Origin of the sequence: Streptomyces vinaceus (assembly GCF_008704935.1) — a bacterium.
GTDB classification, from domain to species: domain Bacteria; phylum Actinomycetota; class Actinomycetes; order Streptomycetales; family Streptomycetaceae; genus Streptomyces; species Streptomyces vinaceus.
This window is the reverse complement of record NZ_CP023692.1, coordinates 5,996,583-6,022,792: the sequence shown is the minus strand read 5'-3', so window position 1 is coordinate 6,022,792 and position 26,210 is coordinate 5,996,583. Positions and strand designations below refer to the sequence as shown.

At 71.4% G+C, this 26,210-nt stretch carries 25 protein-coding genes; 7 read left to right on the top strand and 18 right to left on the bottom strand.

All coding sequences use genetic code 11. From position 1 onward, the window contains the following. Window positions 1-53 precede the first annotated feature (53 nt). From CP980_RS27260 to rpsD, 13 genes are all read right to left on the bottom strand, one after another. A complete protein-coding gene (locus tag CP980_RS27260) occupies window positions 54-410 on the bottom strand; it encodes a VOC family protein (RefSeq protein ID WP_150529271.1) in 357 nt (118 codons plus the stop codon). Between the two features lie 82 nt (window positions 411-492). Next, entirely contained in the window at window positions 493-1,263 is a 771-nt protein-coding gene (locus tag CP980_RS27255; RefSeq protein ID WP_132761155.1) for an AAA family ATPase, read from the bottom strand. A gap of 80 nt (window positions 1,264-1,343) precedes the next feature. Continuing rightward, window positions 1,344-1,784 (bottom strand): type II 3-dehydroquinate dehydratase, encoded by a 441-nt coding sequence (gene aroQ, locus CP980_RS27250; RefSeq protein WP_099893767.1) that lies wholly within the window; start codon window positions 1,782-1,784, stop codon window positions 1,344-1,346. After that, the gene (aroB, locus tag CP980_RS27245; protein WP_099893766.1) at window positions 1,781-2,872 is read right to left on the bottom strand and encodes a 3-dehydroquinate synthase; all 1,092 of its coding nucleotides are present in this window, start codon (window positions 2,870-2,872) and stop codon (window positions 1,781-1,783) included. The genes aroQ and aroB overlap by 4 nt, the downstream gene beginning before the upstream one ends. Then, the gene (locus CP980_RS27240; RefSeq protein WP_099893765.1) at window positions 2,869-3,387 is read right to left on the bottom strand and encodes a shikimate kinase; all 519 of its coding nucleotides are present in this window, start codon (window positions 3,385-3,387) and stop codon (window positions 2,869-2,871) included. The genes aroB and CP980_RS27240 overlap by 4 nt, the downstream gene beginning before the upstream one ends. Then, window positions 3,384-4,568 carry a chorismate synthase gene (gene aroC / locus CP980_RS27235; protein WP_099893764.1) on the bottom strand — a complete coding sequence of 395 codons (1,185 nt, stop codon included), beginning with the start codon at window positions 4,566-4,568 and terminating at the stop codon, window positions 3,384-3,386. The genes CP980_RS27240 and aroC overlap by 4 nt, the downstream gene beginning before the upstream one ends. Before the next feature lie 225 nt (window positions 4,569-4,793). Further along, window positions 4,794-5,615 carry a shikimate dehydrogenase gene (locus tag CP980_RS27230; RefSeq protein ID WP_150529270.1) on the bottom strand — a complete coding sequence of 274 codons (822 nt, stop codon included), beginning with the start codon at window positions 5,613-5,615 and terminating at the stop codon, window positions 4,794-4,796. Continuing rightward, the gene (mltG, locus tag CP980_RS27225) at window positions 5,612-7,399 is read right to left on the bottom strand and encodes an endolytic transglycosylase MltG (protein ID WP_150529269.1); all 1,788 of its coding nucleotides are present in this window, start codon (window positions 7,397-7,399) and stop codon (window positions 5,612-5,614) included. The genes CP980_RS27230 and mltG overlap by 4 nt, the downstream gene beginning before the upstream one ends. Window positions 7,400-7,527: 128 nt before the next feature. Further along, the gene (gene ruvX / locus CP980_RS27220; protein ID WP_132761153.1) at window positions 7,528-7,998 is read right to left on the bottom strand and encodes a Holliday junction resolvase RuvX; all 471 of its coding nucleotides are present in this window, start codon (window positions 7,996-7,998) and stop codon (window positions 7,528-7,530) included. 2 nt (window positions 7,999-8,000) lie between these two features. Continuing rightward, window positions 8,001-10,670 (bottom strand): alanine--tRNA ligase, encoded by a 2,670-nt coding sequence (gene alaS, locus CP980_RS27215; protein ID WP_150529268.1) that lies wholly within the window; start codon window positions 10,668-10,670, stop codon window positions 8,001-8,003. Beyond that, window positions 10,670-11,011, bottom strand: coding sequence for a DUF6167 family protein (locus tag CP980_RS27210; protein ID WP_132761151.1), 342 nt, complete (start codon window positions 11,009-11,011; stop codon window positions 10,670-10,672). Before CP980_RS27210 ends, alaS begins: the two co-directional genes overlap by 1 nt. Before the next feature lie 8 nt (window positions 11,012-11,019). Next, the gene (locus CP980_RS27205) at window positions 11,020-11,451 is read right to left on the bottom strand and encodes a DUF948 domain-containing protein (protein WP_078860196.1); all 432 of its coding nucleotides are present in this window, start codon (window positions 11,449-11,451) and stop codon (window positions 11,020-11,022) included. Window positions 11,452-11,631: 180 nt separating this feature from the next. Beyond that, window positions 11,632-12,243: a 30S ribosomal protein S4 gene (gene rpsD, locus CP980_RS27200; protein ID WP_030026606.1), complete on the bottom strand. Its 612-nt coding sequence runs from the start codon at window positions 12,241-12,243 to the stop codon at window positions 11,632-11,634. A 295-nt stretch (window positions 12,244-12,538) separates the two neighbouring features. On the opposite strand from rpsD, the gene CP980_RS27195 reads away from it, so the two are divergent. Further along, the gene (locus tag CP980_RS27195; protein WP_150529267.1) at window positions 12,539-13,189 is read left to right on the top strand and encodes a DUF2470 domain-containing protein; all 651 of its coding nucleotides are present in this window, start codon (window positions 12,539-12,541) and stop codon (window positions 13,187-13,189) included. Window positions 13,190-13,217: 28 nt separating this feature from the next. On the opposite strand, the gene CP980_RS27190 is transcribed toward CP980_RS27195, so the two are convergent. After that, window positions 13,218-14,570: a replication-associated recombination protein A gene (locus tag CP980_RS27190; protein WP_132761149.1), complete on the bottom strand. Its 1,353-nt coding sequence runs from the start codon at window positions 14,568-14,570 to the stop codon at window positions 13,218-13,220. 41 nt (window positions 14,571-14,611) lie between these two features. Beyond that, window positions 14,612-15,226 carry a vitamin K epoxide reductase family protein gene (locus CP980_RS27185; RefSeq protein ID WP_123515353.1) on the bottom strand — a complete coding sequence of 205 codons (615 nt, stop codon included), beginning with the start codon at window positions 15,224-15,226 and terminating at the stop codon, window positions 14,612-14,614. Window positions 15,227-15,363: 137 nt separating this feature from the next. Here CP980_RS27185 and CP980_RS27180 point away from each other — a divergent pair, with 137 nt between their 5' ends. The 4 genes from CP980_RS27180 to CP980_RS27165 are packed head-to-tail and all read left to right on the top strand — an operon-like array spanning window position 15,364 to window position 18,968. After that, the gene (locus CP980_RS27180) at window positions 15,364-16,245 is read left to right on the top strand and encodes an ABC transporter ATP-binding protein (protein ID WP_132761148.1); all 882 of its coding nucleotides are present in this window, start codon (window positions 15,364-15,366) and stop codon (window positions 16,243-16,245) included. After that, a complete protein-coding gene (locus CP980_RS27175) occupies window positions 16,242-17,126 on the top strand; it encodes an ABC transporter permease (RefSeq protein WP_150529266.1) in 885 nt (294 codons plus the stop codon). Before CP980_RS27180 ends, CP980_RS27175 begins: the two co-directional genes overlap by 4 nt. Continuing rightward, window positions 17,084-18,328 (top strand): sensor histidine kinase, encoded by a 1,245-nt coding sequence (locus CP980_RS27170; RefSeq protein ID WP_132761146.1) that lies wholly within the window; start codon window positions 17,084-17,086, stop codon window positions 18,326-18,328. The genes CP980_RS27175 and CP980_RS27170 overlap by 43 nt, the downstream gene beginning before the upstream one ends. A gap of 13 nt (window positions 18,329-18,341) precedes the next feature. After that, on the top strand, window positions 18,342-18,968 hold the full coding sequence (locus CP980_RS27165; protein WP_132761145.1) for a response regulator: 627 nt from the start codon (window positions 18,342-18,344) through the stop codon (window positions 18,966-18,968). A gap of 46 nt (window positions 18,969-19,014) precedes the next feature. On the opposite strand, the gene hisS is transcribed toward CP980_RS27165, so the two are convergent. Both hisS and CP980_RS27155 read right to left on the bottom strand, forming a co-directional pair. Further along, window positions 19,015-20,274: a histidine--tRNA ligase gene (gene hisS / locus CP980_RS27160; protein WP_132761144.1), complete on the bottom strand. Its 1,260-nt coding sequence runs from the start codon at window positions 20,272-20,274 to the stop codon at window positions 19,015-19,017. 10 nt (window positions 20,275-20,284) lie between these two features. Beyond that, window positions 20,285-20,995, bottom strand: a complete 711-nt coding sequence (locus CP980_RS27155; protein WP_150529265.1) for an MBL fold metallo-hydrolase — start codon at window positions 20,993-20,995, stop codon at window positions 20,285-20,287. Window positions 20,996-21,157: 162 nt separating this feature from the next. Here CP980_RS27155 and CP980_RS27150 point away from each other — a divergent pair, with 162 nt between their 5' ends. Both CP980_RS27150 and CP980_RS27145 read left to right on the top strand, forming a co-directional pair. Continuing rightward, the gene (locus CP980_RS27150) at window positions 21,158-21,946 is read left to right on the top strand and encodes a peptidylprolyl isomerase (RefSeq protein ID WP_132761142.1); all 789 of its coding nucleotides are present in this window, start codon (window positions 21,158-21,160) and stop codon (window positions 21,944-21,946) included. A 190-nt stretch (window positions 21,947-22,136) separates the two neighbouring features. Further along, window positions 22,137-23,366 carry a DUF349 domain-containing protein gene (locus CP980_RS27145; protein ID WP_150529264.1) on the top strand — a complete coding sequence of 410 codons (1,230 nt, stop codon included), beginning with the start codon at window positions 22,137-22,139 and terminating at the stop codon, window positions 23,364-23,366. 301 nt (window positions 23,367-23,667) lie between these two features. Here CP980_RS27145 and CP980_RS27140 read toward each other — a convergent pair whose 3' ends face one another. Then, the gene (locus tag CP980_RS27140) at window positions 23,668-26,106 is read right to left on the bottom strand and encodes a RelA/SpoT family protein (RefSeq protein ID WP_099893745.1); all 2,439 of its coding nucleotides are present in this window, start codon (window positions 26,104-26,106) and stop codon (window positions 23,668-23,670) included. Between the last annotated feature and the right edge of the window lie 104 nt (window positions 26,107-26,210).

The following is a 26,210-nucleotide window of genomic DNA, read 5'->3' as shown; positions in this document are numbered from 1 at the left end:
CGTCGGTCGGTCGGGCAGCCTGGCTCGATCTCACCAGATGTGCGGAAAGCGCCTCAGCGGTCCTGGATCAGCCCGAGGACGTTGCCGTCGGGGTCGGTGAAGGTGGCCACCAGGCGGCCGCCGCCGACGTCGCGCGTGCCGTCCTTGACCTTGGCCCCGGCGGCGGTCACCTCGGCGAGCTTCGCCTCGATGTCCCGTACGTGCCAGTGGACCACCGGCGCGGTCATGCCCTGCTCGGCGCCGCCGGGCACGAGCCCGATCTGCTGGCCGCCGGCCTCGTAGCCGACGTAGTACGGCTCGTCGGTGCTCGGCGCGACGCCGAGCAGCGCGGTGTACACGTCCTTGGCGGCGGCCAGGTCCGAGACGGGGTGCAGGACGGTCTGGATTCCCTGGGTGGGAGAGGTGCTCATGATCACTCCTGAAGCAGTGGGTTCGGCGTGGAATTCACGCTAGCCGCGGGGTGCGGCCCCACGCTTCTCCAAACCTGACCGCTTAGAAGGCGGGGGTGGTCAGGCTGCGCGCCAGTGCCTCGTCCAGGGCCCGGGAGGTGGCCTCCACGTCCAGGTCCGAGTTGTCGATGATCGGCAGCCCCGAGCCGTACCAGCCCGCCATGCGGCCGTGGATGCGCGCGACCTCCTCGTCCGAGAGGCGCCGGTTGCCCGAGCGGGCGGCGTTGCGCTCCAGGACGATCTCCAGACCGGGCAGGAGGACGACGGGCAGCAGGGCGGGGCCCACGTGCCGCTTCCAGCCGCCCAGGCCCACCACGGGGCGGTCCGGGAAGACGGCGTCGTCGAGGATGCAGGAGATCCCGTTGGCCAGGAAGTTGCGGGCGGCGAAGCCGCAGGTGCGCCGGGCCAGCCGGTACTGGGCCTCGGAGTGGTCGTTCCAGCCCGCCTGCGGGTCCGCGAAGCCCGAGCACACCCACTCCCGGACGTCGTCCAGGCTGACGTGCGCGGTGGGCACGGAGCGGGTGCTCGCCCAGTGCCGGGCCACGGTGGTCTTCCCGGCGCCCGCCGGGCCGATCAGCAGTACGGCCAGCGTCGCCCCGCCGGTCCCGCTCGCCGCGGGCGGGAGCGGAATGTGCCCCGTGGCCTCGGGGCCGGGCGGCGGCGACGCGTGCCGGGGTGCGTGCGCGTGCGGCGGTGCGGCCGGCGGCGCCGGGACCGGCCATCCCTGTGCAGGGGGTACGGGCGGCTGCGGGGGCACGGCCGCATGATGTCCCGGCTGCCCCCAGCCCGCGCCGCCCCCCACTCCTTGCTGCATCCGCTGCCACTCCGTCTCGTTCCACCGACTGATGCGAGAACGTTATATGACTGCGGGGCGGAAGCCGCCCACCAGCACCGTCAGAGTGCGACCTCGTCCGCCAGCGCGCGCAGCGCCAGCCGGTACGAGCCGATGCCGAAGCCCGCCACCGTGCCCGTGGCCACCGAGGCGATGACCGAGGTGTGCCGGAACTCCTCGCGCGCGTACGGGTTCGAGATGTGCACCTCGATCAGCGGCGCGGTGCGCTGGGCCGCCGCGTCCCGCATGGCGTACGAGTAGTGCGTGAAGGCGCCCGGGTTGATCACGACCGGGATCTTGCCGTCCGCCGCCTCGTGCAGCCAGCGCACGATCGCGCCCTCGTCGTTGGTCTCGCGGACCTCGACGTCGAAGCCGAGCTCCTCGCCGAGCGCGCGGCAGCTCTCGACGAGCCCGGCGTACGAGGTGGCCCCGTACACGTCGGGCTCGCGCGAGCCGAGCCGGCCCAGGTTCGGCCCGTTCAGGACCAGCACCTTGCGGTTCACGCGGACACCTCGCCGTACGCCGCGATCAGGTGCGCCGGGTCGGGGCCCTCCAGGACGGTGGGCTTGGCCAGGCCGTCGAGGACGATGAAGCGCAGCAGGTTGCCGCGGGACTTCTTGTCGACCTGCATGGTCTGGAGCAGCTTGGGCCACTGGTCGCCGCGGTAGGTCAGCGGCAGCCCGACTGCGGCCAGGATCTCCCGGTGCCGGTCGGCCGTGGCGTCGTCGAGCCGGCCCGCGAGCCGGCCGAGCTCGGCCGCGAAGACCATGCCCACCGAGACTGCCGCACCGTGGCGCCACTTGTAGCGCTCGTTCTTCTCGATGGCGTGCGCGAGCGTGTGCCCGTAGTTGAGGATCTCCCGCAGTCCCGATTCCTTCAGGTCGCTGGAGACGACGTCCGCCTTGACCTGGATCGAGCGCACGATGAGTTCCGCCGTGTGCGGGCCCTCGGGCGTACGGGCCGCCGCCGGGTCCGCCTCGATGAGGTCGAGGATCGCCGGGTCGGAGATGAATCCGGCCTTGATGATCTCGGCGAGGCCGCTGACGTAGTCGTTGACCGGCAGCGAGTCCAGCGCCGCCAGGTCGCACAGCACGCCGGCCGGCGGGTGGAAGGCGCCGACCAGGTTCTTGCCCTCGGCGGTGTTGATGCCGGTCTTGCCGCCGACGGCCGCGTCCACCATCGCCAGGACGGTGGTCGGGACGGCGATCCAGCGCACCCCGCGCAGCCAGGAGGCCGCGACGAAGCCCGCGAGGTCGGTCGTGGCCCCGCCGCCGACGCCGACGATCACGTCGGTGCGGGTGAACCCGGACTGGCCGAGCGCCTTCCAGCAGTACGCCGCGACCTCGACGGTCTTGGCCTCCTCGGCGTTCGGCACCTGGATGGCGACCGCCTCGTAGCCCTGCTCGGCCAGGTCGTCGCGCAGCGCCTCGCCGGTCGAGGCCAGCGCCTCGGGGTGGATCACGGCGACCCGCTGGGCCTTCGCACCGATCAGGCCGCCCAGCTCGCCGAGGAGCTGCCGGCCCACCAGCACGTCGTACGCGTCGTGTCCGGCGCTGGCGCCGACCTGGATGCGCGTCACCTGGTCTGTCATACGTCCTTCAACTCCAGAGCGTCGAGGACCGCCTGGGCGACCTCTTCGGGGGTGCGGTCGTCGGTGGCCACCACGACGCGCGCGACTTCGGTGTACAGGGGGCGGCGGGCCTCCATCAGCTCGCGCCACTGGCGGCGCGGGTTGACGGCGAGCAGCGGGCGTGCCTGGCCCAGCCCGACGCGCCGGACGGCTTCCTCGACGTCCATCGACAGATAGGCGACGGGCAGACCGGCCAGCAGCTCCCGGGTGCCCGCGTCGAGGACGGCGCCGCCGCCCAGGGCGAGGACTCCGGTGTGCTCGGCGACGGCGGCGGCGACCGCCTGCCGCTCCAGCTCGCGGAAGTACGGCTCGCCCTCGTCGACGAAGAGGTCCGAGATCTCGCGGCCCTGGGCCGCGACGATGTCGGCGTCGGTGTCCCGGTAGGGGACGCCCAGCCGCTCGGCCAGCAGCGCCCCCACCGTGGACTTGCCGGACCCCATGGGCCCGACGAGGACGACCAGTGGTCCGCCCGTCACCGGATCTGCAGGTTGTCGAGGTACGACTGCACGTTGCGCCGGGTCTCGGGCACCGAGTCGCCGCCGAACTTCTCCACGACCGCGTCCGCGAGGACGAGGGCGACCATCGCCTCGGCGACGATGCCCGCCGCGGGGACGGCGCAGACGTCGGAGCGCTGGTGGTGGGCGGAGGCGGCCTCACCGGTGGCCACGTCGATCGTGGCGAGCGCCTTCGGGACCGTCGCGATGGGCTTCATGGCGGCGCGTACGCGCAGCAGCTCACCGGTGGTCAGACCGCCCTCGGTGCCGCCGGAGCGGCCGGAGGTGCGCTTGATGCCCTCGGGGGTGGAGACGATCTCGTCGTGCGCCTGCGAGCCGGGGACGCGGGCCAGGTCGAAGCCGTCGCCGACCTCGACGCCCTTGATCGCCTGGATGCCCATCAGCGCGGCCGCGAGGCGCGCGTCCAGGCGGCGGTCCCAGTGCACGTGCGAGCCGAGGCCGACCGGGACCCCGTACGCGAGGACCTCGACGACGCCGCCGAGGGTGTCGCCGTCCTTGTGGGCCTGGTCGATCTCCGCGACCATCGCCTTCGAGGCGTCCGCGTCGAGGCAGCGCACCGGGTCGGCGTCCAGCTTCTCCACGTCGGCGGGGGTCGGGTAGACGCCGTAGGGGGCCTTGGCCGAGGCCAGCTCCACCACGTGCGAGACGATCTCGATGCCCGCGACCTCCTTGATGAAGGAGCGGGCGACGGCGCCGAGGGCGACGCGGGCGGCGGTCTCACGGGCGCTCGCGCGCTCCAGGATCGGCCGGGCCTCGTCGAAGCCGTACTTCTGCATGCCCGCCAGGTCGGCGTGGCCCGGGCGCGGACGGGTCAGCGGCGCGTTGCGGCCGGTGTCCTTGAGCAGCGACGGGTCGACCGGGTCGGCCGACATGACGGTCTCCCACTTCGGCCACTCGGTGTTGCCGATCATGACGGCGATCGGGGAGCCCTGGGACAGCCCGTGGCGCACGCCGCCGAGGAAGGTGACCTCGTCCTGCTCGAACTTCATCCGGGCACCGCGGCCATAGCCGAGCCGGCGCCGGGCCAGGTGGTCGGCCACCAGCTCGGTGGTGACCGGAACGCCGGCGGGAAGGCCCTCCAGCGTCGCGACCAGTGCCGGTCCGTGCGACTCTCCTGCGGTCAGCCAACGCAACCTGCTCAACGATGCTCCTCATGCTCGCGCCTGGGTACTGCGGCGACGCGGCCGGGTGCTCGGCCCGGACCCGCCACACCCGATCCTCCCACGTCCGGGCCGGTGCGCCGCCCTCCGGTCCAGCTGGCGGACGGCGGTGCACCCGGGCACACCCTGGCGAGTGCGGCCGTACGCGGGCAAGATCGACCCGCGCAGTGCATCAGGTGCGGTCACGGCGGGGGCGGGGGCAGCGGATCAGTGGCGGGAGCGCAGCGCGGCCTCTCCCGCGGCCCGCATGGCGGCCAGCGGCGCGGTGTGGCGGCCGGTCATCTGCTCGACCTGGAGCACCGCCTGGTGGACGAGGAGGTCCAGACCGCCCAGGAGCCTTCCGCCGCGCTGCGACCAGGCCGCCGCGAGCTCGGTCGGCCACGGGTCGTAGAGGACGTCGAAGAGGGTGCCCGCACCGGCCGGTACCCGGTCGGCCAGCCAGTCCGTGGCGCGCGCCGGGGTCGTCGCGATGACCAGCGGCGCGCCGAGCCCCTCGGAGGCGTCCTCCCAGTCGGCCGTACGGACGGCCACGTCGAGGCGCTCGCCCCACTCCTGCATCTCGTCGGCGCGGGCCTTGGAGCGGACGTACACCGTGACCTCGCCGGAGCAGATCCGGGCGAGTGCGGCCAGGGCCGAGGAGGCCGTGGCCCCGGCGCCGAGGATGGTGGCGCGTTCCACCCGGTCGACCCCGCGCTCGTGGAGCGCGGAGACGATCCCGGGGATGTCGGTGTTGTCGCCCAGGCGGCGGCCGTCCTCGGTCAGGACGACGGTGTTGACCGCCTCGACGGAGGCGGCGGTGTCGCTGATGCCGTCGAGCAGCGGGATGACCGCGCGCTTGAGCGGCATCGTCAGCGACAGCCCGGCCCACTCGGGGCCGAGCCCGGCGACGAACTGCGGGAGCGCGTCCTCGTCTATCTCGAAGCGGTCGTACGACCAGTCGTCGAGGCCGAGCTCCTGGTACGCGGCGCGGTGGAGCACCGGTGAAAGGGAGTGCTCGATCGGTGAACCGAGCACGGCTGCGCGTATCACTGCCCTTCCTTCTTCCTCTCCTCTTCGTACTTCTGGCGGTTCCTGTTGTGCTCTTCGTTGGTCACGGCGAACAGTGTCTCGTTCTCGTTCACCGACACGAAGTAGTACCAGGGACCGGTGGCCGGGTTGATCGCCGACTTGAGCGCGTCCGGGCCCGGGCTGCCGATCGGTCCGGGCGGCAGGCCCTTGATCTTGTAGGTGTTGTACGGGTCGTCGAGCTTGCGCAGGTCGTTGACGGAACCCACGTCCAGGGTGCTCTGGCCCCGCATGTAGTTGACCGTCGAGTCGAAGTCGAGCAGACCGTAGGTCTCCGTGTTGCCCGGCTTGAGCCGGTTGTAGACGACCCGGGAGATCTTGTCGAAGTCGTGCTGGTACTTGCCCTCGGCCTGGACGAGGCTCGCGACGGTGATGAGCTGCAGCGGGCTGGACAGACCCAGCTTGGAGGCCTGGCCCTTCACGTCCGCGCTCTCGTAGGCCTCGTTGGACTTGGCCACCATCTGCTTGAGCATCGACTGCGGGGTCGCGTCCTTGCTCAGGTCGTAGCGGGCCGGGTAGAGGAAGCCCTCCAGCGGGTCCTTGAGGTCCTTGTTGGCGGCCCAGTCGGGCAGACCGAGGTTCTTCGCCTCCTTGGTGGCGACGTCCTTGGTCGTGCCCTCCTTGAGCTTGAGCCGCTCGTCGATGGCCTTGTAGACCTGGCTGGTCTTCCAGCCGGGGATGACGTCCAGCGCGTTGACGCCGGCGCCGCCCACCATGAGGTCGACGGCCGCCTTGCCCGACATGTGCTGCTTCATCGTGTAGGAGCCGGCCTGGATGGCCCCGCCCTTGGGGTTGGCCTTGGCGGCGGCGACGAACGCGTCGGCGCTCTTGACGACGCCGTGCGCCTTCAGGATGCGGCCCATCTCCCCCATGCCGGTGCCCTTGGGGATGTCGATGGTGACGGAGCCCTCGCCCTCGCCGGCGTAGTCCTCGCCGGTGCTGAACTTGGACTTGAGGTAGTCCAGGCCGTAGTAGCCGCCACCGCCGAGCACGCCGATGATCACGACGGCGGCGATCAGGCAGGCCGCGCCGTTGCGTCCCTTGGGCTTCTTGTCCTTGGAGCGGCCGCGCCGTCCGCCGCCGCCCGGGGTCTCGGGGCCGTCGTCCTCGCCGGGCAGGGCCGCGGCGTCCTCGTCGGCCGGCTCGGCGGAGAGCTCGGGCTCCGGCTCGGGCTCCGTGACCAGGTGACGCCGGCCCGGGGGCTGCGGCGGCGGGTAGGCCTCGGGCGTGCCGTAGAGGTCGGGGGCCTCGCCGGGATAGCCGCCGACCGGCTGCTGGGCGTACGGGTCCGCCCCGAGGTACGGGTCCGCCTGCGGGACGGCGGCGTACTGGGCCTGCGCCTGGACCTGCGCCTGCGCCTGGACCTGGCCGGTGTCCCAGCCCTGGCCCTGGCCCTGGCCGTCGTACACCGGCTGCTGGGGCTGCTGCTGGTAGAGCTGCTGGTGGGCCTGGTGGGGCTGCTGCGGGGCATAGCCCTGCTGCTGGTCCGGGTACTGGCCCTGCTGCCCGTACTGCTGCTGCTGGTACTGCGGGTCCTGCTGGTACTGCGGGTCCTGGTACTGCGGCTGCTGCTGGTACTGGGGATCCTGCTGGTACTGCGGCTCCTGCGGGTACTGCTGCTGCTGGGGGCCGCCGGCGTAGGGCATCTGAGCCTGCTGGGCCTCGTGCCCGGTCCACCCGTTGTCCCCGTACAGGGGGTCCTCCGGGTGCCACGGTTCGGGGCCACGGCCCCGGCCATACTCAGTCATCGGTCCCCTAGAGCCGCGAGACGGAGGCAACGGCCCTGTCCGCCGCGGCACCCGGTTCCGCCTCTGAAGTGGTGGGCGACGACTTGTTCGAATGCCGTCGCATCGCGCGGAACGTTACCGTATCGCGATCAGACAACCACTTCGACGCACTCTCCGGGCGGATTACCTGATACCCGTTCGGTCTCAAGAGCGTTCTGAAGGATCACCACCGCGGCCGCCTGGTCGATCACCGAACGGCCCTTCTTGGCGTTCCGCCCCGAGGCCCGCAGCCCCTGGGCGGCGGTGACCGTGGTCATCCGCTCGTCCACCAGACGGACCGTCACCGGCTTGATGCCCTTGGCGAGTTCCTTGGCGAAGGCCCGCACCTTGGCCGCGGCCGGCCCCTCCCGCCCGCTGAGCGAGCGGGGGAGGCCGACCACGACTTCGAGGGGTTCGTACTCCTCGACGAGCTGCCGCAGCCGCCGGTGGGCGAAGGGGACGTCCCGGCCCGGAACGGTTTCCACCGGTGTGGCGAGGACCCCGTCGGGGTCGCACGAGGCGACCCCGATCCGGGCGTCCCCGACGTCGATGGCGAGACGGCGGCCACGGCGCAGCGTCATGGTCAGGCCGTCTCGACGACGAGGCGCTCGACCGCGGCGATGGCGTCCGGGATCGCGGCCGGGTTCTGGCCGCCTCCCTGGGCCACGTCCGGCTTGCCGCCACCGCCGCCGCCGAGGGTCTTGGCGGCGGTACGGACCAGGTCGCCGGCCTTGAGACCGCGCTCGCGGGCGGCCTCGTTGGTGGCGATGACGGTCAGCGGGCGGTCGTTCGCCGTGGTGAACAGGGCCACGACGGCCGGGCGGTCTCCCTGGATGCGTCCGCGGACGTCGAGGACCAGCTTGCGCAGGTCGTCGGCGCCGGTGCCGTCCGGGACGGTACCGACGACGAGGGCGACGCCCTTGATGTCCTGGGCGTTCTCGGCGAGACCGGCGGCGGCCTGGAGGACCTTCTCCGCGCGGAACTTCTCGATCTCCTTCTCGGCGTCCTTCAGCTTGCCGAGCATGGAGGCGATCTTCTCCGGCAGCTCCTCCGGACGGCCCTTGACCAGCTCCTGGAGCTGGGCGACGACCGTGTGCTCCTTGGCGAGGAAGTTGTACGCGTCCACGCCCACGAGGGCCTCGACGCGGCGTACGCCGGAGCCGATGGAGGACTCGCCCAGCAGCTTCACCAGGCCCAGCTGGGCGGTGTTGGCGACGTGCGTACCGCCGCACAGCTCCTTGGAGAAGTCGCCGATGGTCACGACGCGCACGCGCTCGCCGTACTTCTCGCCGAACTCGGCGATGGCGCCCTGCTTCTTCGCCTCGTCGATGCTCATGATCTCGGCGGTGACGTCGAGCTCGCGCGAGAGCACGTCGTTGATCTTCTGCTCGACGTCGGTGAGGACCGTGCCGGGGACGGCGTTCGGCGAGCCGAAGTCGAAGCGGAAGCGGCCGGGCGAGTTCTCGGAACCGGCCTGGGCGGCCGTCGGGCCGAGGGCGTCGCGCAGCGCCTGGTGGGTCAGGTGCGTGGCCGAGTGGGCGCGGGCGATGGCCCGGCGGCGGTTCACGTCGATGGCGGCGTAGGCGGAAGCGCCCACGGTCACCTCGCCGACCTGGACCGAACCCTTGTGCACGGAGACGCCCGGGACCGGCTGCTGCACGTCGCGGACGACGATGACGGCGCCCGAGTCGAGCTTGATCCGGCCCTGGTCGGCGAGCTGGCCGCCGCCCTCGGCGTAGAACGGGGTGCGGTCGAGGACTACCTCGACGTCGTCGCCCTCGGAGGCGGCGGGCGCGGGGACGCCGTTGACCAGGAGGCCGACGATGGTGGACTCGCCCTGGTTGGTGGCGTAGCCGGTGAACTCGGTGGCGCCGGCGCTGTCGGCGATCTCGCGGTACGAGGAGACGTCGGCGTGGCCGGTCTTCTTGGCCTTGGCGTCGGCCTTGGCCCGGTCGCGCTGCTCCTGCATCAGGCGGCGGAAGCCGGGCTCGTCCACGGAGAGGCCCTGTTCGGCGGCCATCTCCAGGGTGAGGTCGATCGGGAAGCCCCAGGTGTCGTGGAGCAGGAACGCCTTGTCGCCGGAGAGGACCGTGCCGCCGGCGGCCTTGGTCTCGGTCACGGCGGTGTCGAGGATGTTCGTGCCGCCCTTGACGGCCTTGAGGAAGGCGGCCTCCTCGGCGAGCGCGACGGTCTCGATGCGCTTGCGGTCGGTGACCAGCTCCGGGTACTGCTGCCCCATCGTGTTGATCACGACGTCGACGAGGTCCTGGACGACCGGGCCGGTGGCGCCCATGAGGCGCATGTTGCGGATGGCGCGGCGCATGATGCGGCGCAGCACGTAGCCGCGGCCCTCGTTGCCGGGGGTGACCCCGTCGCCGATGAGCATGACGGAGGTGCGGATGTGGTCGGCGACCACGCGCATCGAGACGTCGGTGTTCTGGGCGGCGCCGTACTGCACGCCGGTCAGCTCGGTGGCCTTGTCCATGACCACGCGCAGGGTGTCGGTCTCGTACATGTTCTGCACGCCCTGCAGGATCATCGCGAGGCGTTCGAGGCCGAGACCGGTGTCGATGTTCTTCGACGGCAGGTCACCGAGGATCGGGAAGTCTTCCTTCCCGTCGCCGGCGCCGCGCTCGTACTGCATGAAGACCAGGTTCCAGATCTCCACGTAGCGCTCGTCGTTGACGGCCGGGCCGCCCTCGACGCCGAACTCGGGTCCGCGGTCGTAGTTGATCTCCGAGCACGGGCCGCAGGGGCCGGGGACGCCCATGGACCAGAAGTTGTCCTTCTTGCCCAGGCGCTGGATGCGCTCGGCGGGTACGCCGATCACGTCGCGCCAGATCGTCTCGGCCTCGTCGTCGTCGAGGTAGACGGTGATCCAGAGCTTCTCCGGCTCCAGGCCGTAGCCGCCGTCCGCCACGGAGCTGGTGAGCAGCTCCCAGGCGTACTTGATGGCGCCTTCCTTGAAGTAGTCGCCGAAGGAGAAGTTGCCGCACATCTGGAAGAACGTGCCGTGGCGGGTGGTCTTGCCGACCTCTTCGATGTCCGGCGTACGGACGCACTTCTGCACGCTGGTGGCCCGGGGGGCCGGGGGCTTGGTCTCACCGAGGAAGTACGGCTTGAACGGGACCATGCCCGCGTTGACCAGCAGCAGAGTCGGGTCGTCCGCGATGAGCGACGCCGAAGGGACAACGGCGTGACCGCGCTCCTCGAAGAAGCTCAGCCAGCGGCGGCGGATTTCAGCCGACTCCATCAGTGGTCCTCATTCCGGTTGTACGAAAACTTCAGGGGGGTGGTCTTGTCGTTCTGGATGGCCCGCAGGCGCCGCGGCCCGGGGAGGGCGGTGACGTTGTCGGGCCGGTCGGGGTCCTGATGGAGCCCCAGTGCGTCGTTCAGCTCGTCCTCGCGCTGGGACATTCCCGCCTTGACGTCGAGGGCGAAGTCCTTGAGGCGGTGGCCCGCCTCCACGGCCTTGTCGGCGGCCTGGGCGGCGAGGCTCTCCGGTGTCAGCTTCTTGAGCTGGCGGTTGACCTTGGTGGTGGCCCACACGCCGGCGGCTGCGCCGGCGGTGAACCAGAAGGCTCGGCGGAACATCGGAGGTTTCAGCCCTTCTGCTTCCGGCGCCGGGCCGCCGGCACCGTACGGCCGACGATCACAGTACGACGGGACGTCTTCTGCGGCGCGGCTTCCGTGGATTTGCCCAGTGCCTTGCGGACGCCGTACCCGAACGCCGCGACCTTGACCAGCGGCCCGCCGAACGTGGAGGCCACGGTGGAGGAGAGCGCGGAGGCGTTCGAGGTGACTTCCTGGACGTCGCTCGCGATGGCGTCGACCCGGTCGAGCTGGGTGCGCGCGGAGCGGACGGTGGTGGAGGCGTCCGCCAGCAGCGGGACGGCCTGCTCGGTCACGTCCGCCACCAGCTTGGTGGTCGCCTTGAGCACCTGGGCCAGCCTCACCAGCACCACGGCGAGGAAGGAGACCAGGATGGCCCAGAAGACGGCCACGAGGATCCCGGCCACCTCTCCACCGGACACGTTGCACCGCTCTCTGCAGGTCTCTGCGTGTTGATCACCGGACAGGTCTTTCTCCGACCCTATCGCGCCGGAGATCCGCCGCCGTACCGGAATTCCGGGTCCGCGGGAAACAGGAAGCCCGCCGGCTCCCCCAGAGGGGAACCGACGGGCTGACCAGCCTGTGAGGCTACGGCCGCTGGATCAGCGGGCGTAGTACTCGACGACGAGCTGCTCGTCGCAGATGACCGGGATTTCCTTGCGGTTCGGGTCGCGGTCCAGGCGGAAGGCCAGGGCCTTCAGGTTGACCTGCAGGTAGCGCGGGGTCTCGCCCTCGCCTGCGTAGCCACCCTCACGGGCAACCTGGAACGGAACCTTCTCGCGGCTGCGCTCGCGCACGGTGATGACGTCGTCCGGGCGGACACGGAACGACGGCTTGTCGACCTTGGCGCCGTTGACCTCGATGTGGCCGTGAACGACCATCTGGCGGGCCTGGTAGATGGTGCGGGCGATGCCCGAACGCAGGACCAGGGCGTCGAGGCGACGCTCGAGCTCGACGACCAGCGCCTCGCCCGTCTTGCCTTCGGCCTTCTTGGCGCGGTCGTACGCGCGGGCCATCTGACGCTCAGAGATGTCGTACTGAGCGCGCAGACGCTGCTTCTCCAGCAGACGGACCTTGTAGTCCGAGTTCTGCTTGCGGCCACGGCCGTGCTCGCCCGGCGGGTAGGGGCGGGCCTCGAAGTACTTGACGGCCTTCGGGGTCAGCGCAATGCCGAGGGCACGCGACTTCTTGACCTTGGGTCGCTTCTGGTTCACGGGGAACCTACCTCCATGTAAGTTAGGTGAGGCTTACCTTATCGAGGAGGACGTAATGTCTCGACCACATGGGATCCCCCTGCCCAGTGCGCAGCGCAGTCCGGATTCAGACGAAACAGAATCCGCTTGCGCCGACGATAAGCAAGGTCAGCCGCGTCCCAGGGAAGGCGTTCGGCAGCTCACCGGAGCCGAACGCGTACGAACCCTCGTAGAGTCCAACGCCTCAGTATCCCTCATCCTGCCGGGTGCTTTCGACCAGGGGCGGTCGCCTGACCAGGCAGAGTTCGGAACGGGGATGCCGGCCGCGCGGACCGTCACCCCGGACGGGGACGTGATTCTCCTGGTGTCAGAGGAATCCGCGGCTGCCAGAGCAGCCGCTCACGCCCAGGACGACGACCTCACGGCCGTGATCGAGATCACGGATGTGGCGCCGGTGTCCGTGGCCCATCGTATCCGAGGCCGCGCGTGGCTGGCCGGGTGGCTGACGCGGGTGCGCGGGGACGACCGCACGGCCTGCGCCGCACTGCTGGCGGAGCGCCGGCCCGTGGGCGAGCTGCTCGGCCTGCACGGCCGCCCCTCCTACGTCATGCTCCGCCTGGAGGTCGGCGAGATCTCGGTGGACGACCTGTGGGGCGCCGAGCACGTGGACCCGGAGGAGCTGGCCGCGGCGGAGCCCGACCCGATGGTGGACCACGAGACGGAACTCCTCCAGCACCTGGCCGCCGCGCACCGCGACCGGATCGCGGACCTGTGCGCGCTACTGGGTCCGCGGGAGAGCGCCGGCACCACCGCGGTCCCGCTGGCCCTGGACCGCCTGGGCCTGCGGGTCCGCTTCACGGGCGGGGGCTCCTCCTTCGACGCCCGCTTCGACTTCCCGGCGCCCGTGCGCGACGTCTGCGAGCTGCGCCGGGCGATGCACACGCTGTTCGCGGCGGCGGGCCGCTAGGCGGCATCGTGCCCGCACGCCGGCGGGGTCAGGCGCCGCCGCGCAGCCGCTCGCGGACCTTCTCCACCACGTCCGCGTACCGCGCCTCGGCGCCGTAGCGGGTCGGTTCGTAGTACCGCTTGCCGTGCACCGCGTCCGGGGCGTACTGCTGGGCCGCGATCGCGCCGGGGACGTCGTGCGGGTACACGTACCCCACGGCGTGGCCCAGCTTGGCCGCGCCCTTGTAGTGGCCGTCCCGCAGATGCGTCGGGACCGGGCCCGCCAGACCCGCCCGGACGTCGGCCAGGGCCGCGCCGATCGCGGTCGTCGCGGTGTTCGACTTCGGGGCGAGCGCCAGCGCGATCGTCGCGTGCGAGAGGGTCAGCGCCGCCTCCGGGAAGCCGATCATCGCGACCGCCTGCGCCGCCGCCACCGCGAGCGGCAGGGCCGTCGGATCCGCCAGCCCGATGTCCTCGCTCGCCGAGATCATCAGGCGCCGCGCGATGAACCGCGGGTCCTCCCCGGCCTCGATCATCCGCGCCAGGTAGTGGAGCGCGGCGTCCACGTCCGAGCCGCGGATCGACTTGATCAGCGCGCTCGCCACGTCGTAGTGCTGGTCGCCGTCCCGGTCGTACTTCACCGCCGCCCGGTCGACGGCCTCCTCCACCGTCTGGAGGGTGATCTCGGACTCCCCCTTGGCGATGGCCGATCCGGCCCCGGCCTCCAGCGCCGTCAGCGCCCGCCGGGCGTCGCCCCCGGCGATCCGCAGCAGGTGCGCCTCGGCGTCCTCCGGCAGGGTCACGGCCCCGCCCAGCCCGCGCTCCTCGGTCAGCGCGCGCCGCATCAGCGCGCTGAGGTCCGCGTCCGTCAACGGCTCCAGCGTGAGCAGCAGCGAGCGCGAGAGCAGCGGGGAGATGATCGAGAAGTAAGGGTTCTCCGTGGTCGCGGCGATCAGCGTCACCCAGCGGTTCTCGACGGCCGGGAGCAGCGAGTCCTGCTGGGCCTTGCTGAAGCGGTGGATCTCGTCGAGGAAGAGGACCGTGTCCTTGCCGTACCCTCCGGCCGCCCGCTTGGCGCCCTCGATGACGGCGCGCACTTCCTTCACGCCCGCCGTGATCGCCGACAGCTCCACGAACCGCTTCTGCGTCGCCTGGCTCACCACGTACGCGAGGGTGGTCTTGCCGATGCCCGGCGGGCCCCAGAGGATCACCGACGAGGCTCCGGCCGGACCGCCCGCCCCGTCCCCGACCAGCCGGCGCAGCGGCGATCCGGGCTTCAGCAGGTGCTGCTGGCCGACGACCTCGTCCAGGGTGCGCGGGCGCATCCGGACGGCGAGCGGGGAACTCGCGGGGTCCTTCTCCTGGCGTTCTTCGGCAGCGGCGGTGAACAGGTCTGGTTCCACACAGGAAGCCTAAGCGAGCCCACCGACAGCGGGCCGCGCCCTCAGGAGGTCCAGAAGTCCCACCAGCGCGTCAGGATCAGCATGCCGATGATCCCGACGTGCAGCACGGGCAGCACCCAGGGGAACTCGTCGAGGAAGGCCCGCAGCCAGCCCGGTGCGGGCAGCAGCCGCTCGCGCACGTTGAACGCGGTGACGTACCAGAACATGAAGATCGTGGCGACCCAGGCCAGGCAGCACCACAGGCACAGCGAGTTGATGTTGTACAGCGACTGGTACATGAGCCAGGTGCAGAAGCCGACGCCGAACAGCATGCCCGCGTTGAGCGTCAGCCAGTACCAGGGCCGGAACCGGGCCCCCGCCAGCACGCTCATGCCGACGCACACGACGATGCCGTAGGCGACGAGCCCCAGCATCGGGTTGGGGAAGCCGAAGGCGGACGCCTGCTCGCTCTTCATGATGTTGCCGCAGGAGACGATCGGGTTCAGGCTGCAGCCCGGCGTGAAGTTCGGGTCCTCCAGCAGCTTGAACTTGTCGATCGTGATCACCCAGGCGGCGAGCAGACCCAGAGCGCCCGTGATCACCAGCAGCAGGGCCAGGGCCCTGCTCGCGCCGACCGTCCGCGGGGCGGTGTCTGCGTCCGTACCTCGTGTCGTCATACCGACCGCTCCACATCTGCAAGGTCAACAAGCACCGGCCATTGTGCCGTACGGAGCTGTGTGTCCACCGTTCGATGGACATAAGGACGTACGCACGGGGGGACCGGTGGCCCGCGTTCCGCCACACCATGTGGGACATGACACAGAACGCGGTGGAAGTACGGGGGCTTCGCAAGCAGTACGGCGAGGTCACCGCGGTGGACGGACTCGATCTGACGATCCGGCAGGGCGAGGTCTTCGGGCTCCTCGGGCCCAACGGCGCCGGCAAGAGCACGACGGTGGAGATCCTTCAGGGCCACCGGGAACGGGACGGGGGCGAGGTCAGCGTGCTCGGCGCGGACCCGGCCACCGCCGGGCGGGCCTGGCGCTCGCGCGTCGGGATCGTCTGGCAGGACGAGTCGGCGCCCGCCGAACTGACGGTACGGGAGACGGTCGAGCACTTCGCCCGCTACTACCCGGCCCCGCGCGACCCGGCCGAGGTCATCGCCCTGGTCGGTCTGGAGCCCAAGCGCGACCAGCGGGTGAAGGGCCTCTCGGGCGGGCAGCGGCGCCGGCTCGACGTGGCGCTCGGCGTCATCGGCGATCCCGAGCTGCTGCTCCTCGACGAGCCGACGACCGGTTTCGACCCGGCGGCCCGGCGGCAGTTCTGGGACCTGATCCGGCTGCTCGCCGCCGAGGGCACCACCATCGTCCTCACCACGCACTACCTGGAGGAGGCCGAGGCCCTCGCCGACCGGCTCGCGGTCATCGCGGGCGGCAGGGTCGTCGCCGAGGGCGAACCGGCCGAGCTGCGCTCCCGCTTCGGCACCGGCGCCACCGTCGAGTGGACCGGGGCCGACGGCGCCCCGCAGAGCGTCGCCACAGAGACCCCCACCCGTACGGTCGCCGAGCTCATGGCCCGCTTCGAGGGCGAGATCCCGGGGCTGAAGATCGGCCGGCCCACCCTGGAGGACGTGTACCTGCGCCTCACGGGCCAGCTCGTACCCACGACCGCGCAGCCGCTGGAGGACGCACGATGAGCACCCCCGCCACCCCCGCCACCCCCGCAGCCACCGCCACGACCGCGACGGGCGGCGGCCGGGCCGCCGCGGCCGCGAAGGCGCTGCCCGGCGCCTGGACCCTGGGACTGAGCCGCGGGGCCCTGGAGATCAAGCAGTTCGTGCGCCAGCGCGACGCGATGATCTTCACCTTCGCCTTCCCGATCGTCTTCCTCGCCCTCTTCGCCTCGATCTTCAGCGAGAGCGTGGAGAACACCGGGGTCACGGCCTCCCAGCTGTACGCGGCCGGGATGGTCGCCGCGGGCATCATGTCCACCAGCTTCCAGTCGCTCGGCATCTCGATCGCCGTCGAGCGGGACGAGAAGGTGCTGCGCCGGCTGCGCGGGACCCCGATGCCCCCGGCCGCGTACTTCCTCGGCAAGGTCTGGATGGTGCTCGCCACCGGACTGGCCGAGACCGCGATCCTGCTGCTCGTCGGCTCCACCCTGTTCGACCTCGACCTGCCGTCCTCGGCCGCGAAGTGGCTCACCTTCGGCTGGATCTTCGCCCTCGGGCTGACCGGCTGCGCCCTGCTCGGCATCGCCATCAGCAGTCTGCCCAGGTCGGGCAAGAGCGCGAGCTCCGTCGTCGTCCTGCCCTTCCTGATCCTCCAGTTCATCTCCGGGGTGTTCATCCCGGTCAACACGATCCCGGACTGGCTGCTGAACATCGGCGCGCTGTTCCCGCTCAAGTGGATGTGCCAGGGTCTGCGCGGTGTGTTCCTGCCGGAATCCGCGGCCGTGCTGGAGCAGGCGGGCGGCTGGGAGTACGGAAAGGTCGCCTTGGTCCTGGGTGCCTGGGTCGTCGGAGGATTGGTCCTGTGTCTGCTGACCTTCAAGTGGAAGAACCGCCGAGACGGCTGAACGGCTTCACCGGGGCGGCCGGAGCGCGCGAATCCCACGTCTGGGACCGCGCGTTCGGGCCGTGGGACCTCTACTTCGGCTCCGTGTGGGCCGCGACCGTCGCCTTCGTCCTGGGCGCGGACTTCCCGGCCCTGTCCTACCGGATCCCCGCCGCGGCCCTGCTCGCGCTGCTGATCCCCTGGTACGCGTGGGCCGGCCGGCCCCTGCTCCTGAAGGATCCGGGCGCCGAACCGGGACTGTCCCTGCGCTACCTCGGCGTGACGCTGGCGCTGTTCCTGCCCGCCGCCTTCCTGGTCGGCGAGACCCGGCTGATCACCTTCGCACTCGCCCCGCACTGCTTCATGCTGCTGCCGCTGCGCCGGGCGATCGGCGCGATGGCCGTGGTGTCCCTGCTGCCGGTGGCCGGGTGGGCGCTGCTGTGGCGGCCGGCCGGGCACATCGTCTTCATCAACGCGGTCGGCGCCTTCGTCACCTTCGCCTTCTCCTCCTTCTTCGGCGCCTGGATCGTGCGCATCATCGAGCAGAGCCAGGAGCGGGCCTCGCTGATCGCCGAACTCGACGCCAGCCGGGAGGAGGTGGCCCGGCTCTCCGCCGCGCAGGGCGCCCACGCCGAAAGGGAACGCATGTCCCGGGAGATCCACGACACCCTCGCGCAGGGTTTCACGAGCCTGCTGATGCTGGTCCAGGCCGTGCAGTCGGAGCTGGACACCGACCCGGAACAGGCCCGCCGGCACCTGGACCTCATGGCGGCCACCGCCCGGCAGAACCTGGCCGAGGCCCGGGCCCTGGTCGCGGGCGGCGCCCCCGCCGACTTGGACGCCGGCTCCCTGCCGGACGCCGTACGCCGTCTCGCGGCCCGGCAGGACCCACCGGCGGCGGTGTCGGTGACCGGCGGGGTGCGCCCGCTGGCCGCGGCGCTGGAGGTGGTGGCGCTGCGCTCCTGCCAGGAGGCGCTGTCGAACGCGGCCAAGCACGCGGGGGCGGCGGCGCGCTGCTCGGTCCGCCTGGCCTACGGTGACGGCGACCTGACCGTCACGGTCCGGGACACGGGGCGCGGCTTCGACCCGGCGGCGCCGGTGCCGGGCTACGGCCTGCGGGGGCTGCGCGCCCGCGCGGCGGAGGTGGGCGGCACGGCGTCGGTGACCTCCGTACCGGGCGCCACCGGCACCACGGTCACCGTCACCCTCCCGACGACGCTCTGAGGAGCCGCAGAACATGATCCGCATCCTGCTGGCCGACGACCACCCGGTGGTACGGGAGGGCCTGCGCGGCATGCTCAGCGCCGAACCGGACCTGGAGGTGGTGGCGGAGGCCTCGAACGGTCCGCAGGCGGAGGCGCTGGCCGCGGAGCTGCTGCCCGATCTGGACCTGATCCTGATGGACCTGCGGATGCCGGGCGGGGACGGGGTCGAGTCGATCGCCCGGATCGGCGCGGCCGGACTGCCGGTCAGGGTGGTCGTGCTGACGACGTACGAGAACGACCGGGACATCCTGCGGGCGGTGGAGGCGGGGGCGGCCGGCTACCTGCTGAAGGACATGGCCCGGGCCGAGCTCGCCGACGCCGTCCGCGCGGCGGTACGGGGCGAGACGGTGCTGGCCCCTTCGGTGGCGGGCCGCCTCGTGGACCGCCTGCGCACGCGCCCCGAGCGCCCCCGTCTCTCCGACCGGGAGGTGGCGGTCCTGCGCCTGGTCGCGGAGGGGGCGACGAACGCCGAGATCGGCCGCCGCCTGTTCGTGGCGGAGTCGACGGTCAAGACGCACCTGCTGCGGATCTTCGGCAAGCTGGAGGTGACGGACCGCACGGCCGCGGTGACCACGGCCATGCGGCACGACCTCCTCTGAGGGCGCCCGGGCGCCCGACGGCGCGGGCGCCCGGAAGCGGCGGCCGTCAGGCCAGCTTGGCGCGGAGGACCTCGACGACCTCCGCCAGGGCGACCGCGGACTGCTCGCCGGACTCCATGTCCTTCAGCTGGACGACGCCCTCGGCGAGGTCGCGGTCACCCGCGATCACCGCGAACCGCGCCCCGGAGCGGTTCGCGTCCTTCATCGCGCCCTTGAGGCCCTTGCCCCCGTACGAGATGTCGGCCGCGACACCGGCCTTGCGGAGCTCCGTGACCAGCCCGAACAGCACCGGCTTCGCCTCGCCCAGCGCCACCGCGAACACCGAGGTGGCCGCCGGGATGTCCAGCTCGACGCCCTCCGCTTCGAGCGCCAGCACCGTACGGTCCACGCCCAGCGCCCAGCCCACCGACGGCAGGGCCGGCCCGCCGATCATCTCGGACAGGCCGTCGTAGCGGCCGCCGCCGCCGACCGCCGACTGCGATCCCAGGCCGCCGTGCACGAACTCGAAGGTGGTGCGCGTGTAGTAGTCCAGCCCGCGCACCAGCTTCTCGTCGTCCTCGAAGGCGACCCCTGCGGCCGTGATCAGCGCCCGGACCTCCTCGTGGTACGCCTTGCACGCGTCGCACAGGTAGTCCCGCAGCATCGGCGCGCCGACGAGCTGCTTCTGCACCTCGGCCCGCTTGTCGTCGAGGACGCGCAGCGGGTTGATCTCGGCCCGGCGGACGGTCTCCTCGTCCAGGTCCAGCCCGCGCAGGAAGGCCTGGAGTGCCTCCCGGTACACCGGGCGGCACTCCTTGTCGCCCAGCGAGTTCAGCAGGATCCGGAAGTCGCGCAGGCCGAGCGTGCGGTAGGCCTGGTCGGCCAGGATGATCAGCTCGGCGTCCAGCGCCGGGTCCTCGGCGCCGATCGCCTCGGCACCGACCTGCGAGAAGTGGCGGTAGCGGCCCGCCTGCGGCCGCTCGTACCGGTAGTAGGAGCCCGAGTACCAGAGCTTGACCGGCAGGTTGCCCTTCTTGTGCAGGCTCGCCTCCAGCGCCGCGCGCAGCACCGAGGCGGTGCCCTCCGGGCGCAGGGCCAGGTTGGTGCCGCCCTTGGTGGTGAGGGTGAACATCTCCTTGGTCACGATGTCGGTGGACTCCCCGACACCGCGCGCGAACAGGTTGACGTCCTCGAAGCCGGGCGTCTCGATGTAGCCGTACCCGGCCTTGCGCAGGGGGGCCGAGATGGCGTCCCGGACGGCCAGGTACTTCGCCGAGTACGGCGGGATCAGGTCGTACGTGCCCTTGGGGGCCTTGAAGGTGCTCACGAAACTCTCGTCACATTCCTCGTCGTGGAGACGTGAAACCGTCTCCCAGGCCGGCGGCCACCTGCCGCAGGTAAGGGTTGGTGGCGCGCTCACGGCCAATGGTCGTGTGCTCGTTGTGACCGGGCAGCACCACGGTCGAGTCGTCGAGCGGCAGGCACACGCGGGCCAGCGACTGCAGCATGTCCGCGTGGCTGCCGCCCGGGAAGTCGGTACGTCCGATGGAGCCGGCGAAGAGCAGGTCGCCCGAGAACAGCAGCGGGGGGATGTCCCCCGCCTCGGGCATCCCGAAGGTCACCGACCCCTTGGTATGCCCGGGCGCGTGCGACACGGTGAGCTCCATGCCCGCCAGCGCCAGCTTCGCGCCGTCGGTGAGCTCCTTCACGTCGGAGGGCTCCCCCACGGTGAGCTCGCCCATCAGCTGCGCTCCCAGGGAGCGGCCCAGGGCCTTCTCCGGGTCGCTCATCATGAAGCGGTCCTCGGGGTGGATCCACGCCGGGACGTCATGTGCTCCGCAGACCGGGACCACCGAGGCCACATGGTCGATGTGGCCGTGGGTGAGGACGACCGCGACGGGCTTGAGCCGATGCTTCTTCAGCGTTTCCTCGACGCCCAAGGTGGCCTGGTGGCCCGGGTCGATGATCACGCACTCCTCACCGGCGGCGGGGGCGACCACGTAACAATTGGTCCCCCAGGCCCCGGCGGGGAACCCGGCAATCAGCACGTTCGTCCTCAATCGTCGTCCGTCGGGAGCTTCGGCGGCGGCCTGATCGGAATGCCGCTGTTCAGAGCCTACCGGCGCCGCTCGTTCCACAGCGAACCCATATACGGTACGGCCTTACCGAGCCCGGACAGCGGTGCCCTACACGTACAAGGAGACGACCCGGTGGTCACGAGCGATCAGCGGCGGCGACAGCTCGCCAGGGAGAAGTACGAGCGTCAGCAGAAGCGCCGGGCCGAGGCCCGCCGCAAGACGCGGCAGCGGGCGGCGGTGATCGGCGCGGCGGTGGCCGTGGTGGTCGCGACGCTGGTCGGCCTCGTCGTGGGCGGCGTCTTCGACAAGGACAAGAAGGACAGCGCGGCGGACCCGGCGGCGAACCCGTCGGCCTCGCCAGCGCCCTCGCCGAAGACCTCGCCCGCGCCGGCGATGGCGATCGACAAGAACGCGAAGTACACGTTCGACCTGAAGACCACCGCGGGTGAGATCAAGTTCGAGATGGACGCGGCGAAGACGCCGGAGACCGTCAACTCGTTCAAGTCGCTCGCGGACAAGGGCTTCTTCGACAACACCAAGTGCCACCGCCTGACCACCTCCGGGATCTTCGTCCTGCAGTGCGGCGACCCGGAGGGCACGGGCATGGGCGGCCCCGGCTACACCATCGCGGACGAGAACCTCGACTCGCTGGGCAAGCCGAACGAGCAGGGTCAGGTGATCTACCCGGCGGGCACGGTGGCGATGGCCAATACCGGCCAGCCGCACAGCGGCGGCAGCCAGTTCTTCCTGGTCTACAAGGACAGCCCGCTGGCGCCCTCGTACACGCCGTTCGGCAAGATCGACGCGGCGGGTCTGAAGGCGCTGGAGGAGGTGGCCAAGGCCGGTACGGCCGACGGCGGCCAGGACGGGGCCCCCAAGACCCCGGTGACCATCCAGAAGGGCGCCGTTACCCAGAACTGACGGGTTCCGGCGGCCCCGGGCCCGGCCGGCGTCCGGCCCGTACGGCGATATTCCGTCGTGCGGGATGCGGACAGCCGGCCCGGCGGTCGCCTATGTTGGCGTTGTGCAGGGCGGGCGCTGCCCGCCCCAGGAAACTGTGGACGATGCCCAGGGGGTGAACCCCTCGCAGGCATCAGGTGGAGGAGGCGCTGTGAGCAGCGACCCGTGGGGCCGCGTCGACGAGACGGGCACCGTGTACGTGCGTACTGCCGAGGGCGAGAAGGTCGTCGGCTCCTGGCAGGCGGGCACCCCCGAGGAGGCCCTGGCCTACTTCGAGCGCAAGTACGAGGGCCTGGTGGTCGAGATCGGCCTCCTCGAACGGCGGGTGCGGACCACCGATCTGTCCGCCAAGGACGCGCAGACGGCCATCGACCACCTGCGCACGCAGGTGGAGGAGCACCACGCCGTGGGCGACCTCGACGCCCTGCGCGTCCGGCTGGACAAGCTGGTGGCGACCGTGGACTCGCGGCGCGAGGAGCGCAAGGTCCAGAAGGCCAAGCAGACGGACGAGGCCCGTGCGGCCAAGGACGCGCTGGTGGCCGAGGCCGAGCAGCTGGCGCAGAGCGACCAGTGGCGCAGCGCCGGCGAGCGGCTGCGGGCCCTGGTGGACATCTGGAAGGGTCTGCCGCGCCTGGACCGCAAGTCGGACGACGAGCTGTGGCACCGCTTCTCGCACGCCCGCTCCGCCTTCTCCAAGCGCCGCAAGGCGCACTTCGCCTCGCTCGACGCGCAGCGCGAGGACGCCCGCAAGGTCAAGGAGAAGCTGGTCGCGGAGGCCGAGTCGCTGTCGAAGTCGACCGACTGGGGTCCGACGGCCGCCCGCTACCGCGAGCTGATGGCGGACTGGAAGGCGGCGGGCCGGGCGCAGCGCGAGTCCGAGGACGATCTGTGGAACCGTTTCCGCGGTGCGCAGGACGTGTTCTTCGCGGCGCGCAGCGAGGTGTTCGCGGAGCGCGACGCCGAGCAGGTGGAGAACCTGAAGCTGAAGGAGGAGCTGGCCGAGGAGGCCGAGAAGCTCGTCCCGATCACGGACCTGAAGGCGGCCCGGGCCGCGTTCCGCTCCCTCAACGAGCGCTGGGAGGGCATCGGCCACGTGCCGCGCGACGCCCGGCCGAAGGTCGAGGGCCGGATGCACGCGGTGGAGCGGGCGATCCAGGAGGCCGAGGAGGGCGAGTGGCGCCGTACGAACCCCGAGGCGCGGGCCCGTGCGGCCGGTCTGACGGGTCAGCTCCAGGCGGCGGTCGACAAGCTGCGTGAGCAGATCGACGCGGCCCGCGCGGCGGGCAACAACGCGAAGGCCGACAAGCTCTCGCGCGAGCTGGAGGGCCGCCAGGCCCTCCTCGACCAGGCCCTGAAGGGGCTGGAGGAGTTCGGCGGCTGACGCCCTCCGGATGATGCGAACGCCCCGGTACGGTTCCCCGTACCGGGGCGTTCGCGCGTTCCTGGGCTCACGGGACGGCCCGGCTGCCGTCCTGGAGCAGCGTCACGGGTGTACCCCGCGGCGCGGAGCGTACGGGCGAGCCCGAGCCCCGCGACGACCATCGCGGAGCGGATGTCCGCCGCCAGGACGGGCCCGGCCGGCCGGCGTCCCACGTACGGCGCGCGCCCGGTTGCGGACCAGCCGCAGCCGGCCCATGCCCATCTCCTGTGCGTGCTGCGGGAGAGCGGCGGTCAGGCCTTGGTCACGGCCTCCTTGCAGACGTCACACGGTAGACGTCGTAGACGCCTTCCACACCCCGTACGGCCTTCAGGACGTGACCCAGGTGCTTGGGGTCGCCCATCTCGAAGGTGAAGCGGGAGGTGGCGACGCGGTCGCGGGAGGTCTGGACGGCCGCCGAGAGGATGTTCACGTGCTGGTCCGACAGGACGCGGGTGACGTCCGACAGCAGCCGGGAGCGGTCCAGGGCCTCGACCTGGATGGCGACGAGGAAGACCGAGGACTGGGTGGGGGCCCACTCGACCTCCAGCATCCGCTCGGGCTCCTGGGAGAGGGAGTCCACGTTGACGCAGTCCGCGCGGTGGACCGATACGCCGCTGCCGCGCGTGACGAAGCCGACGATCGGGTCCCCCGGCACCGGGGTGCAGCAGCGGGCCAGCTTGACCCACACGTCGTCGACGCCCTTGACGACCACGCCCGGGTCGGCGTTCTTGCGGCGCGAGCCCCGGGTCCGGGAGGGCGGGACGCTCTCCTCGATGTCCTCGTTGGCCGCTTCCTCGCCGCCGAGGGCCTGCACCAGCTTCTGTACGACGCCCTGCGCGGCCACGTGGCCCTCGCCGATCGCCGCGTACAGGGAGGAGATGTCGGGGTAGCGCATCTCGTGCGCGAGGGTGACCAGCGAGTCGCCGGTGAGGATGCGCTGGATCGGCAGGTTCTGCTTGCGCATGGCCCGCGCGATGGCGTCCTTGCCGTGCTCGATGGCCTCCTCGCGGCGCTCCTTGGAGAACCAGGCGCGGATCTTGTTGCGGGCGCGCGGGGACTTGACGAAGCCCAGCCAGTCGCGGGACGGGCCCGCGCCCTCGGCCTTGGAGGTGAAGACCTCGACGAGGTCGCCGTTGTCCAGGGTCGATTCGAGCGGGACGAGGCGGCCGTTGACGCGTGCGCCTATGGTCCGGTGGCCGACCTCGGTGTGGACGGCGTACGCGAAGTCCACCGGGGTGGCTCCGGCCGGCAGGGCGATGACGTCGCCCTTGGGCGTGAAGACGAAGACCTCGTTGCGGGAGAGGTCGAAGCGCAGCGAGTCGAGGAACTCGCCCGGGTCCTCGGTCTCCTTCTGCCAGTCGAGCAGCTGGCGCAGCCAGGCCATGTCGTTGACCGTGTCCTGCCCGGCGCTGCCCTTGGCCGCCTGCGGGACGTCGGTGCGGACCTTGGAGGTGCCGGCGACGGTCTGCTGCTTGTACTTCCAGTGCGCGGCGATGCCGTACTCGGCGCGCCGGTGCATGTCGAAGGTGCGGATCTGGAGTTCGACGGGCTTGCCGCTGGGGCCGATGACCGTCGTGTGGAGCGACTGGTACATGTTGAACTTGGGCATCGCGATGTAGTCCTTGAACCGGCCGGGGACCGGGTTCCAGCGCGCGTGCACCGTGCCGAGGGCCGCGTAGCAGTCCCGGACGGTGTCCACGAGGACGCGGATGCCCACCAGGTCGTAGATCTCCGCGAAGTCACGGCCGCGGACGATCATCTTCTGGTAGACGCTGTAGTAGTGCTTGGGGCGGCCGGTGACGGTGGCCTTGATGCGGGCGGCGCGCAGGTCGGTCTGGACCTCGTCGGTGACGACGGTGAGGTACTCGTCGCGCTTGGGCGCGCGCTCGGCGACGAGGCGGACGATCTCGTCGTACATCTTGGGGTAGAGGATCGCGAAGGCGAGGTCCTCCAGCTCCCACTTGATCGTGTTCATGCCCAGCCGGTGCGCCAGCGGGGCGTAGATCTCCAGCGTCTCGCGGGCCTTCTTCTCCTGCTTCTCCCGCTTGAGGTAGCGCATGGTGCGCATGTTGTGCAGGCGGTCGGCGAGCTTGATGACCAGGACGCGCGGGTCCTTGGCCATGGCGACGACCATCTTGCGCACGGTCTCGGCCTGCGCGGCCTCGCCGAACTTGACCCGGTCCAGCTTGGTGACGCCGTCGACGAGCAGGGCCACGGCGTCGCCGAAGTCGCGGCGCAGGTCCTCCAGCCCGTACTCGGTGTCCTCGACGGTGTCGTGCAGCAGGCCCGCCATCAGGGTGGCCGGGTCCATGCCGAGCTCGGCGAGGATGGTGGTCACCGCGAGCGGGTGGGTGATGTACGGGTCGCCGCTCTTGCGCTTCTGGCCGCGGTGCCAGCGTTCGGCGACCTGGTACGCCTGCTCGATCTGGCGCAGCGTGGCCGTCTCGATCTTCGGGTCGTTGCTGCGGACTATGCGGAGCAGGGGTTCCAGTACCGGGTTGTACGGGTTGGAACGCTGGACGCCGAGGCGGGCGAGCCGGGCGCGCACGCGGTTGGAGGACCCGGCCGACTTCGCGGGCGCGGGCTTCACGGGCGCGGGCTTCACCGGAGGCGCCGGCGGGGGCGTCGCGGGGGGCGTCGCGGCCCGCTCGGCCTGCGGGTCGGGCTGCGCGGCGGAGAGTGGCTGGACCTCGTCTGGCAAGAGCGCTCCTCTGGGGGTCCCCCGGACGAAGTGCGGGGGAGGATCCGGGGCCCCGGTCAGGTCCGGATAACCAATGGTAGCGATGGTTGCCCCGGCCCGTTCCC